The sequence below is a fragment of the Marinibactrum halimedae genome (assembly GCF_021234875.1).
Taxonomy (GTDB): Bacteria; Pseudomonadota; Gammaproteobacteria; order Pseudomonadales; family Cellvibrionaceae; genus Marinibactrum; species Marinibactrum halimedae.
Genome location: NZ_JAJQVM010000045.1, coordinates 19,349 through 31,013 on the forward strand (window position 1 = coordinate 19,349; position 11,665 = coordinate 31,013).

An 11,665-nucleotide genomic window follows, 5' to 3' on the forward strand; every position below is an offset into this window, starting at 1 on the left:
GTAAGATGAGCATTCAACAAGCCAATCGTATGCTTCTTCTTAAGCTTTTGGCTTGGGGGGTGGGTATGTTTGTGTTTGCCATCTTTATTATGCCGCCAATTTATGATGTGTTTTGTGAGGTAACAGGGTTAAATGGGAAAACCGGTAGCCAGTATACTCCGGTCTCTTCCGAGGTAGATCGTAGTCGATCCATCCGAGTGCAATTTATTGCCACCAATAATGAAACCATGCCATGGCAATTCAAGCCAATGTTACAGGAAATTCGGGTACACCCTGGTGAAGAGACGGAGATACGATATTTTGCTCGTAATCCAACACAGTCAGATATGATTGGACAAGCTATTCCCAGTGTGGTGCCCTTTAAAGCGGCTCAATACTTTCATAAAACGGAATGTTTTTGTTTCAATTATCAACCGTTATTAGCGGGGCAAAGTGCGGAACTTCCATTACGATTTATTGTGGATCAAGATATTCCAAAGCAGATACATACCATCACCTTGTCTTACACCATGTTTGATATTACTGAGACACTCGGTGCGGAAAACATAATCGGCTTGAGAAATAAGGTGAATACAGAAAACAAACAAGAAATGTTAAGTCATAATATCAAAATTGGAGCAGTGGCCATTATTTCTGGTCGATAATTATATACATCATCTCAACAATAAAAAGCCGTTAGGCGAATACAATAGGGCTAGGCTATGTCGAGTGACAGTACGTATTACGTTCCGGAGCAAAGTAAGCTTCCCATTTTTGCTTCATTAGGGTTATTTTTAACGGTTTTCGGTTTGGCCAATTGGTTAAATGGTGCTGAAAATGGGCCGGCAATTTTATTTGTTGGTTTTTTAGTTTTCGCATTTGTACTATGGAGTTGGTTTAATATTGTCATCACTGAAAATCTTCAAGGCTTGAACAGTACACAATTAAAACGCTCTTATGTCTGGGGAATGGGCTGGTTTATTTTCAGTGAAGTGATGTTTTTTGCCGCATTTTTTGGCGCGTTATTTTACGTAAGACAGCTTGCTTTGCCTTGGCTTGCTGGAGAAGGTAGCCATGATACCGCGACAGAGACCTTGCTATGGCCAGGGTTTGTTGCAGAGTGGCCTCTCATGCAAACGCCAGATATGGCTGCGAATGGTGAGAACGCAAAAGTCTTTGGTCCTGATCATAGTATGAGTTTTGCCGAGGCAAGCAGTTTATGGACATGGTTACCGTTCTGGAATACGGTGGTACTGTTAACTTCAAGTATTACGGTGCATTTTGCTCATACAGGATTAAAAAATAATAATAGAAAACAGTTTCATCTGTGGTTAGGTATTACGGTTTTTCTTGGTGTTGTCTTTTTAATTCTGCAAGCAGAAGAATATTTGCATGCTTACAATGATTTGGGCTTAACGCTATCCTCAGGTATTTATGGTACGACCTTCTTCATGCTAACGGGGTTTCATGGTGCGCATGTTACTTTAGGTACTTTTATGTTACTGGTGATGTTTTTGCGCGCTATTTTGAAAGGCCATTTCAAGCACGATGATTGCTTTGGCTTTGAAGCAGCGAGCTGGTATTGGCATTTTGTGGATGTGGTATGGCTTGGGCTATTTTTGTTTGTTTATATTTTAGGATAATTAATTTGATGTCGTTGTGTTATCGATGTTTTGGTTGTTAGGGCGTCGATCCCATGGAGCATTACTGCCTAGTTGACCTGACAGTAGCCCATAAAAAATAGATAAAAGCAAAGCACCTGCTAGGGTAACTCGAATACCGAGTGCGTAAAGAGTGCGCTTTGACTCAGATCCGGAGTCTTTCAGTAAAAAAACTAATGCGCTGCTTAAACTGATCAGTACTGCAATAAAAAGAACAATGATAATAGCTTTTAACCACATAACGAAAAATACCTTTTGGTAAGAGTGCCTTCATTTTTTATAAAGAGTGTAGTGTTTTTTATTCACTTAATGCAAAAGTAAAGTGCGGATGAAATGATAGCATCACTATTGAGCCTGAAATTATGCTTTTTGATGTGAATGATAAACCTCCACAGTATCAAGTTGTCTTCAAAAATAATGTCGCATTGTTGGGTATTGCAATACTTGGCGTCATGCTTTGTTGTTTGCTAGGTTTTTGGCAGATAGATCGAGCTCATCAGAAACAAAATATTTTGGATGAGTTTCATTCTCAGTATCAGCGTGAAACTACTACTGCAATTCATGATCGTGATTTGAAAGAGCTAGAAGAATATAGAAAAGTTCGAATAAAAGGGCGCCTTATTAATAAAGCAATATGGTATTTGGATAACCAGACCGTTAGCGGCAAGGTGGGTTATGATATCTTATCGCTATTTCAATTCAATAATAGCGCTGTACTGATCAACTTTGGGTGGGTGCCTGCTACTGAATACCGTAATCAGTTGCCTTTTATACGTTTACCTGAAGGAAAATTTGAATTAACCGGACGTTTACGCAAGCCAATGGATGTTCCATTCGTCAGTAATATTTTAAATAGTGCCGGATATGTTAATACGCCTTCAGTGATAGAGGTGATTCCAGAACAGTTTTTTGGTGTGCTACCGGATTCTATACAGGGTATTTCTGAATATTACATTCAAATTTCACCAGAAGATAATGCCTCTTACACGACTCACTGGCAGAGCGTTAATGTCACACCTCAGAAGCATAAGGGTTACGCTTTACAGTGGTTTTTAATTGCACTCTCTATTTGCCTGCTTTATGTGTATTACAGTTCTAATTTTTTCTCGGTGTTGCGATCATGGCTAGTATTAAAACGATAAGCGTATTAAATGGTGGGATGAACTCGTCTTCAGAGACACCTGAAAGTGCCGAAGTGAGTACGGCAGGACGTCGAGGAAGAGTGACGGCGATATTACTTTTTGTGGTGTTGTTAGCGCCGATGTTAGTCGCCTATTTTATTTTCAAAACAGGGCTTGGTTTACCTAAGGGAACCATTAATAAAGGGGTTTTGATCCAGCCTGCTTTACCCATTAGTACTCTACAGCTTGAAACACTACAAAACGGGGAGCCATTTATATTAGATACATCAAGGTGGCATATTCTGATTCCAGTTTTTTCTGATTGCAATAATGTTTGTGCTTCCATGCTTTATACCACAAGACAGGTGCATATTCGTTTAGGAAAAAATGTTCATCGTTTAGCAAGGGTAGTCATTACAGATGGCAGTCTATCACCTAACTTTAAAGCGGAGTTAAAAGAGGCGCACCCAGGCTTACAAATTGCTGTGGCATCCCCTGAGGTTTGGAGAAGCGTATTCCCCTTGTCATCATCAGAAGAACGTTATGTGCTGGTCGATCAAAATGGATTTATGATGATGTCTTATCGCTTTGATGAAAAGGGTGAGCATTTGCTAAAGGATGTCGAGCGAATGTTAAAGTTTTCTCATGAATAATGGTGTTTTCATGATAACGATGTTAAATAAAAAAAATAATAGCAATATGATTCATGATGTCTATCGTCCAGGATGTCATCTGGTCAACATCGCACTGGTACTGGCATTTTTTGTTATTACTTTAGGGGCTTTTACCCGTTTAGTGGATGCTGGTTTAGGCTGCCCAGACTGGCCTGGTTGTTATGGCCACCTTTCTTGGCCAAATTCTAGTGAAGAAATTCATTTGGCAGAAAGGTTATTTCCTGAGTTTCCGGTGGATACGCAAAAAACCTGGCCAGAGATGGTGCATCGTTATTTTGCAGGGATATTGGGTTTATTAATTGCTTGGATAGCGATTGTGGCAATTCGTCAACGAAAGAAAAACTACCCTCTTAAGTTGCCAATGGCGCTATTGATATTGGTTGTTGTTCAAGCCTTATTTGGTATGTGGACAGTGACTTTAAAATTATGGCCACAAATTGTAACAGCACATTTGTTAGGCGGGTTTTCGACATTGGCATTGTTATGGTTGCTGCGCTTAAGGCTCAAAAAAAATTTTTCAAATAGTGGCACGAAAGTGATGGTGCGGTTAACAGAGTCGAAAATAATACGATGGAAGTGGGCCAGAAATATTGTCGCGATATCTTGTATTGTGGTGATCGGACAGATTGCACTTGGAGGTTGGACTAGCTCAAATTATGCGGCAATGGCGTGCCCAGATTTCCCCACTTGTCATCAACAATGGATTCCTCAAACGAATTTTTCTGAAGGTTTTAATGTTGCTCAAACTATTGGGCCGAATTATCTTGGTGGATTACTTGATGGGCCCGCTAGAACTGCTATTCACTTGTCCCATCGAATAGGGGCGTTATTTGTGATGTTTTTCATTTTGGCTGGAGTCTTCATTCTTTGGTCATTACATCAACGCTTGGCTTTGTATTTGCTTTTTGCTTTAGTGCTTCAAATTGGATTGGGAATTTGCAATGTTATGTTATCTCTCCCTTTACTAATTGCGGTTGCTCATAATCTTGGCGGCGCTCTTTTGTTTCTAACGGTGATTACCGTTTTATATCATTCATATTCTGTTATTTATGTTCATCGTAAAGCCGTTAGCGAAAGCGAGTTTGAGGAGATGGCACAATGGCAAAACCCCATTATAACCCCGTAGCAGACAATTATAGAGCGAGTCCAGTAACGGTATTCAATGTCTTAACTCATTGGCGAGATTTTTTGGAGCTTTGCAAACCCAAAGTCGTTGCGTTGATGTTGCTGACTTCTCTAATCGGTATGTTACTTGCCTCAAATGCTTGGATATCTATAACGATTTTATTTTGGGGAAATATCGGTATTGCACTGTGTGCGGGTTCAGCGGCTGCTGTTAATCATGTCGTGGATCGTCATATTGATGCGAAAATGTCTCGGACGGATTTACGTCCTGTGGCTACAGGGCGAGTCACCCCTGAGCAGGCCATTACCTTTGCTGTGATTTTGGGGATATTGGGAGCTTTTATTTTATGGGTATTTATCAATACTTTAACAGCCTGGTTAACGTTAGCTTCTTTAGTTGGGTACGCATTGGTTTATACGCTGTTTTTAAAGCGCGCAACACCACAAAATATTGTTATAGGGGGCTTAGCAGGAGCGGCCCCACCACTATTGGGTTGGACAGCTGTAACGGGTTCAATTGATGGCCATGGGTTGTTATTGGTATTAATTATTTTTGCGTGGACACCTCCCCATTTTTGGGCATTGGCGGTTCATCGAAAAGAGGAATACGCAAAAGCAAACATTCCTATGCTGCCTGTGACCCATGGCGAGCGTTACACTAAAATCCATATTTTTCTTTATACCTTAATATTGTTAATGGTGAGTTTGCTGCCTTATGCAACAGGTATGTTGAATTGGTTGTATTTGATTGGTGCATTGGTTTTGGGAATTGGATTTTTGTATTGGGCAATGGTGATGTTGATGTCGAAAGGAAAGTCCGGTGCGATGTCGACTTTTAAATATTCGATATGGTATTTAATGATCTTGTTTATTGTGATGTTGATTGATCACTATGCATTTCCTGTTGATGGATTATGGTAAAAGCCTTTCGAATAAATTCGAATAAAAAGGTAATAACGTTCTATTAAGAAAATATTTTTTAATTTATTTGTCTGGAGTGAGGTATGGCAACAACAATTTCAAACCCTCATGATACCGATGATTCACAGAGGGGTATAGACGATATTCGGGCGGGAGAAAGTGAACGAGCTTCACAGCAGCAACGAGGTATTTTTTTTACTCTTGTCGTTATTGTCAGTTTTATTGCATTAGTTTTGGTTGGTTTTGTTTACAAAATTACAAGCCCTCGTATTTTATCTTCTATCGAATTACAGGTGAATGGCGCGAGAGTACTGGATACTCCCAGAAAATTCCATTGGCCTAGCCTTATTAATCAGGAGGGTAGAACCGTTTCGGCCGGTATTTTTGAGGGTAAATGGACAATTGCTTATTTTGGATTTACTCATTGCCCGTATATTTGCCCAATGACATTATCGGAGCTGACAAAAACCTCTCATCAATTAAAGCCCTCTATTGCTAAGGGTGTACAGTTATTTTTAGTAACGGTAGATCCTGCGAGAGATACGCCTGATCGTATGAAGGATTATCTTATGGCTTTTGAAGCCGATATTACTGGATTGACAGGAGAGTTTATTGGCATCAAGCGTTTGGCAAACGCACTAAACGTACCCTTTCAAAAAATGCCGGAAGGCGATAGCTATACGATGGATCATGGCAGTCAATTGGTTTTGATTAATCCGAATGGACATTATCATGGCTTTTTTGACCCAGGTATAAAAAGCGATCAATTAACTTTGACATTACAATCGATTATTACCAACTATTAAATGACGTTATTTTTGTGTGAGAAAGGCATCGTAGCCTTGCCACCAATCCATATAGGACGAAAGCTGTTTACTGATAGGAAGGTAAAGCTCACCAACTTGGCTTTGGTTATCGTGTGCACGAAAGAGTGCAGGACCGTCTCCGTAATGATATTGACTGTTTTTAATCCAATGATGCGCAAGCATGATCGTGAAATCAACGGATGTTTGCGAGCTTGAATGGGAAAAGACGGCATAAGTATTCGCGGGAATTCGGAGAGACGAAAAAAAGCTTGGATGCTTATCGGGCTCGCTGACATGAACGCCAAAAAAGTTGTTTAGATTATGAAAGGTCATATTTGAAGTTTGTCGCCAGCTCACATGCCAAGGTTGGGCGTCCACTTTATTGCCTATTTGCTGTTGATAGCGTTGTACCTCTTCTAACATCATTGCGTTGTGGAGTGGGTTGTCGTCCACACGAATTGAATAGTGAGGTTGTATACAGTGATGGCCCACAATATTTAATTGAGGTAATTCGATGATTTTGGGCGGATGAGTACAAGACTGAGTGATGAACGACAAGTCAGAAGGGGTCATTGGGTTGCGTTGTGTGGCGTTGTATGGGCTCCCTATAGAACGGAAGTTCTTAGGGCTTACCCAAAATAAACGCCGGAATGCTCGTGTGAAGACCTCAGCAGATTGAAACTGAAACTCTAAGGCAATGTCTAATATGTTGCGAGGTGATTCAATCAGTTGTCGAGAGGCCTCTGTGAGTCGTCGCGTACGTACGTAACTTTGCACAGAATCCCCCGTGTGCTTTTGAAACAAGCGATACATCTGTCGTAAAGACAAACACGAGTGTTCTGCAATTTCTGGTGCAGTAATCGTCGACACTAAATTGCGTTCTATATATTCAGTGGCTTCAAAGATCTGTTCTTCCGCTCTCATTCCCTGGTACCTAGCACTCAGCAGCGCTCATAGTTACATTCTTGTCATCAAGACACTGCTTTAAGTCCTCCATTAGTGTGTTAGTTTGAACTAACTCTTCATTGGAAGGTGTTCGTAATGGCGGTGTAAATATTAATCAAAAAAAGCAACCTAGTCGCGCTTTGTCGTTCAAAAACCTGGGTAACGCATAAAATTTTGGCAAAAAACATCAAGATGTTGACGCCCAAGCGTCGTAAATTTGATCTCCACGGTGATTAATCAAACAGACATTTTTAGAAGTAAATTCAATTTCTACTAATGTAATCGTTTACATTTTGGTTTTTTACGGCATACAATGGGACATGTTTCGACGGTTTATTCGTTTTTATCTCTCGTAGTGCTTGGTGATTATCCGGCCTTTATGGCCGGACCTTTTTACCGCTCTAGGTGAGTTTAATGGCTGCAAGGGTCTACGGGTGTTAAGCTTAGCGATCAGGATTGCCCATAAATGCGCTCTGAAGTTAGGCTGCAAATAAGTAAGTAGACATTGTGTGGCGTCAGATCTTGGATATATGCTCTGGCGCCACACAGCATAAATAACATAACAAGAATAAATCACAGAGCGAAGCAGTCCAGATTCAGAATATTCGTTTCTGGGAGACTCGTCGAATGACTATCAAAACAACCTCTTCAGCATCTCTAAATATAGAGGCACTTTCTAAACAGTTTTGGGAAGATGGCTTTCTTGTCCTTGAGAACTTCTTTGATGACTCGTTGATGGATCAATATCATAGTTTGATTCTGGAGCACTTTGGTAACACTCCCGAGTTTCTGCACAATGAAGAGTTTCTCAATAAATCAGATACAGAAGTCATACCTTGGTTTCCTCAACGTGAAGGTGTTGAAGCCTTTGATACCGTTGAGAAGCATCCAATGTTACAGGCGCTGACTCAGGCCATATTGGGGCAGGGCTGGAATTCTCAATACAGTATGGTGATGTTCTCTAAGCAAGGAACGAAAGGTCAGGCGTGGCATCAAGATTGTCCGCCCGAGAATCGTGACCACTTCAATATGAATCGTTTGGTTTATACCATGGATGTGTCACCAGAAATTGGCGGTCTTACCATGGTTGTTAAAGGGTCTCATAAGCAAGGTGTTTTGCCTGCTAGTGATCGAGACGAAACCTTTGAAAATGAAGTGGTTCTTGAGCCTAAAAAAGGGATGTTGGTACTTCTCCATGGTCACACTTGGCACCGAGTAACTCCAGTTGTAGGAGATTATCGAGTGTCGACCAATTACCGATGTGCACCCAAAGGAACGCCCGACGATATCACTGATATTTGCGTTTATCGAAATATGCGATATCAGTTTTCGGTCAGTCGTGTCGTTGAAGACCGGTTGGCAAAGGCGGTAAGCTAATCTCAAAAATTCCCCACTTCTAGGTGCAAGAACTCTTGCACCTTCGTTAAACTCAGCCTCAATTCATAATAACAACATTAATTTTTATGAGGTGAACGCGTGCAGCATTCCACATCAAGTCAATCATACAGTTACTTCATTGCGACCGTTGTGTCATTAGGTGGGTTCATCTTTGGTTTTGATGCATCGGTGATTTCTGGTGCTGTGGGTTTTTTGTCCCATGAATTCGGATTGTCGGACTGGCAGATTGGAATGGTTGTTGGTGCACCAACTATCGGTGCTATTGCGGGCTCACTGAGTGCGGGTCCAGTTGCGGATGCTGTCGGTCGCCGCCCCATGTTAATGGCAATTGCAGCTTTGTATTTGGTTTCAGCAGGCGCCTCTGCCTTCGCCCCTGGGTATGAAATGCTGGTACTTGCTCGATTTATTGGGGGCATTGCTTTTTGCTCGTTGATTGTCGCACCCATGTACATTGCTGAAGTAGCGCCTGCTCAGCAGCGTGGAAAAATGATCTCCATCAATCAGTTGAATATTGTGGTGGGTTTTTCGGTAGCTTATTTTGCAAATTATGTGATTCTGCAACTTTCTAAACAGCCTTTACCCTGGGTGCAGGCACTTTCTATTAATGATGAAACGTGGCGTTGGATGTTGGGGATCGAAATCCTTCCAGCGCTGATGTATCTGTTATTGCTGCCTTTGATTCCAGAAAGTCCTCGTTGGTTGATAATGAAAGGTCGAGATGTTCATGCAGAAGTCGTCATTCAAAAACTGACCAATTCTTTAGATATTGCGCGCTCTTCATTGGAAGAAATTAAAGCTTCGGTAAAAGAGGTCGCTCACCAGTCGCAACAAGCACAATGGATACAGTTGATCGGAAAAGTAAAATCAGTCTTTAGCCGTAAAATGAGATTGGTGTTGGCTATTGGTGTAGTTGCGGGCATTGCTCAACAGGTTACGGGTGTGAATGCCATCTATTTTTATGCTCCTACGATATTTGAACAAAGTGGTGTTGGGACGGATGCTGCCTTTGCTCAAGCGGTATTGGTCGGTATTACCAATGTTGTCTTTACCGTTGTTGCAATGATGATGATTGATCGTATAGGTAGAAGACCCTTAATGATACTCGGGTTGTCGGGTGTGATTGTGAGTATGTGTATATGCAGTGTCGGTTTTAAGCAAGCAGATTATGTTATTACGTCATCGGCGGTACAAGAGCTCAATCTTTCACAAGAAATCGACCTATCTCCATTAATAGGGCAGCACTTTGAGAGTGATGTTGAGTTCAAAAAGGCGTTATCTGATCAGTTGGGACGATCTGCAGCAAAACAACATGAGGCCACATTGTTACAGGCGGCAGCCAACATCAATGCTGTTGTTATTCTTGTTGGTATCTTGGCTTTTGTAGCCTCTTTTGCCGTATCCCTTGGCCCTGTTATGTGGGTTTTACTTGCGGAAATTTTTCCTAATCATTTAAGGGGAGTGGCCATATCCATTGTGGGCCTTATAAACAGTGGCGTTAGCTTTTGTGTTCAGGTTGTTTTCCCTTGGGAGCTTTCTACGTTGGGGGCTAGCACTACATTTTTCTTGTTTGGCATCATGGCGCTAGTGAGTTTGGTATTTATAGTAAAACTCCTACCGGAAACGAAAGGTAAGTCCCTAGAAGTGCTCCAAGAAGAGCTTACCCTTTCTTCGCCTAATAACAGCACAACAAAAAAAACGAATAAGGTCTTAGGAGATATTGCATGAGTACAAATAAAGTTCGTTGGGGGATTGTGGGTGCAGGACGAATTGCCCACACTTTTGCGTCTGATATTCAGCATACAACTAATGCGGAATTAGTGGCCGTTGCTTCAAGGGATGTAGAGAGGTCCTCAACCTTTGCTTCTCAATATGATGTTTCAATCGCCCTTGGGGATTATGAGTCGCTGTATCGGCACCCTGGCGTTGATGCTATTTACATTGCTACGCCTCATACACACCATCTAGAGCAGGCATCAATGGCTCTTAAGTCGGGTAAGGCGGTTTTGTGCGAAAAACCCATAACAACGAATACCAGTGAGTGTAAAGAATTGTTTCAGGTTGCAAGCACAGAGAACAGTTATCTCATGGAAGCAATGTGGACACACTTTCTTCCGGCCATACAAAAAGCGAAGTCCTGGGTTGAGGAGGGGAAAATTGGTCCTATTCGCCATATAAAAGCAGATTTCGGGTACCCGTTGCCGTTTGATTCAACTCGACGAGAATATGATGCTAATTTAGCAGGTGGGTGCTTGTTGGAAATGGGTATATACCCAGTAGGTTTGGCGTGGCTTTTTGGTTCGGGGTTACCCAGTGCTCTTTCTGTGGTTTCCCATAAGGCCCCCAATGGCGTCGAAGATGATGTGATACTTACCGCTGAGCATGAAGATTATGTGGTTAGTCTGGCAACGAGTTTTAGGGCCAAGCTCCAAAATTGGGCTTATATCATTGGTGAAAACGGTTATATAGCGATCCCTAATTTCTGGAGGGCGGACAGTTGTTATCGCTACGTGCTGGATGAGTGTGTAGAAGAATATAGAGATAACCGTAAAGGCAGTGGGTTCGAGTTCCAGATTGAATCCGTAAGCAATGACTTGATAAAAGGGCTAAGTCAATCTCAGGTCGTATCACCTGAAGTGAGCATGGGGATGCAGTCCTATATGGATGTTATTAGAAAAAGGTTCTAAATCTGTATTATTTTTGATCTTAAAATAAAGTGGTGGAAAGTACTTGCAACGTGTGAGGGTGCTGCGTATAGTTCGCGCCCTCGGTTGAGGTCAACCAGCAGAAAGAAAGATTCTTCGGCTGCTGGGAAGTTGGTTAGAAATTTAAAATTCTACACTAAGTCTATTTTTTTGAGATTTTAAAATTTAAAGACTTAAAAAATAGATATTGACACAAAAAATCGAAGGCGTATAATGCGCACCTCGCTTCAGGGCGAAGCCGATAACAAGCTTGTCGGTGGTACATTAAAAAAGAATTCAAGCAATGCGTGTGGGTGCTTGCGAAGGTAGATCGGCAATAAAAGATTTATCAAC

Annotated in this window: 12 protein-coding genes; 10 read left to right on the plus strand and 2 right to left on the minus strand. The window is 41.6% G+C overall.

Annotation, left to right across the window (positions count from 1 at the left end):
* The first annotated feature begins 5 nt into the window (after positions 1–5).
* Both LU351_RS18730 and LU351_RS18735 read left to right on the plus strand, forming a co-directional pair.
* Entirely contained in the window at positions 6–644 is a 639-nt protein-coding gene (locus tag LU351_RS18730) for a cytochrome c oxidase assembly protein (protein WP_232595629.1), read from the plus strand.
* Positions 645–701: 57 nt separating this feature from the next.
* Positions 702–1,622 carry a cytochrome c oxidase subunit 3 gene (locus tag LU351_RS18735; protein WP_232595630.1) on the plus strand — a complete coding sequence of 307 codons (921 nt, stop codon included), beginning with the start codon at positions 702–704 and terminating at the stop codon, positions 1,620–1,622.
* On the opposite strand, the gene LU351_RS18740 is transcribed toward LU351_RS18735, so the two are convergent.
* Positions 1,623–1,880 (minus strand): DUF2909 domain-containing protein, encoded by a 258-nt coding sequence (locus LU351_RS18740; RefSeq protein ID WP_232595631.1) that lies wholly within the window; start codon positions 1,878–1,880, stop codon positions 1,623–1,625.
* 122 nt (positions 1,881–2,002) lie between these two features.
* Here LU351_RS18740 and LU351_RS18745 point away from each other — a divergent pair, with 122 nt between their 5' ends.
* The 5 genes from LU351_RS18745 to LU351_RS18765 all read left to right on the plus strand — a co-directional run bounded on the left by LU351_RS18745 (position 2,003) and on the right by LU351_RS18765 (position 6,287).
* Complete coding sequence (locus LU351_RS18745; protein WP_232595632.1) at positions 2,003–2,782, plus strand: SURF1 family protein; 780 nt, start codon at positions 2,003–2,005, stop codon at positions 2,780–2,782.
* Complete coding sequence (locus LU351_RS18750) at positions 2,761–3,414, plus strand: hypothetical protein (RefSeq protein ID WP_232595633.1); 654 nt, start codon at positions 2,761–2,763, stop codon at positions 3,412–3,414. The genes LU351_RS18745 and LU351_RS18750 overlap by 22 nt, the downstream gene beginning before the upstream one ends.
* Positions 3,415–3,424: 10 nt before the next feature.
* On the plus strand, positions 3,425–4,561 hold the full coding sequence (locus LU351_RS18755; RefSeq protein ID WP_232595634.1) for a COX15/CtaA family protein: 1,137 nt from the start codon (positions 3,425–3,427) through the stop codon (positions 4,559–4,561).
* A complete protein-coding gene (gene cyoE / locus LU351_RS18760) occupies positions 4,534–5,481 on the plus strand; it encodes a heme o synthase (RefSeq protein ID WP_232595635.1) in 948 nt (315 codons plus the stop codon). Before LU351_RS18755 ends, cyoE begins: the two co-directional genes overlap by 28 nt.
* An 83-nt stretch (positions 5,482–5,564) precedes the next feature.
* Positions 5,565–6,287, plus strand: coding sequence for an SCO family protein (locus LU351_RS18765; protein WP_232595636.1), 723 nt, complete (start codon positions 5,565–5,567; stop codon positions 6,285–6,287).
* A gap of 6 nt (positions 6,288–6,293) precedes the next feature.
* On the opposite strand, the gene LU351_RS18770 is transcribed toward LU351_RS18765, so the two are convergent.
* A complete protein-coding gene (locus LU351_RS18770) occupies positions 6,294–7,211 on the minus strand; it encodes a helix-turn-helix domain-containing protein (RefSeq protein ID WP_232595637.1) in 918 nt (305 codons plus the stop codon).
* 648 nt (positions 7,212–7,859) lie between these two features.
* On the opposite strand from LU351_RS18770, the gene LU351_RS18775 reads away from it, so the two are divergent.
* The 3 genes from LU351_RS18775 (at position 7,860) to LU351_RS18785 (ending at position 11,314) form a co-directional block, all read left to right on the plus strand.
* Complete coding sequence (locus tag LU351_RS18775; RefSeq protein ID WP_232595638.1) at positions 7,860–8,609, plus strand: phytanoyl-CoA dioxygenase family protein; 750 nt, start codon at positions 7,860–7,862, stop codon at positions 8,607–8,609.
* Between the two features lie 99 nt (positions 8,610–8,708).
* The gene (locus tag LU351_RS20995) at positions 8,709–10,355 is read left to right on the plus strand and encodes a sugar porter family MFS transporter (RefSeq protein WP_232595639.1); all 1,647 of its coding nucleotides are present in this window, start codon (positions 8,709–8,711) and stop codon (positions 10,353–10,355) included.
* Complete coding sequence (locus tag LU351_RS18785) at positions 10,352–11,314, plus strand: Gfo/Idh/MocA family protein (protein ID WP_232595640.1); 963 nt, start codon at positions 10,352–10,354, stop codon at positions 11,312–11,314. Before LU351_RS20995 ends, LU351_RS18785 begins: the two co-directional genes overlap by 4 nt.
* Positions 11,315–11,665: the final 351 nt, after the last annotated feature.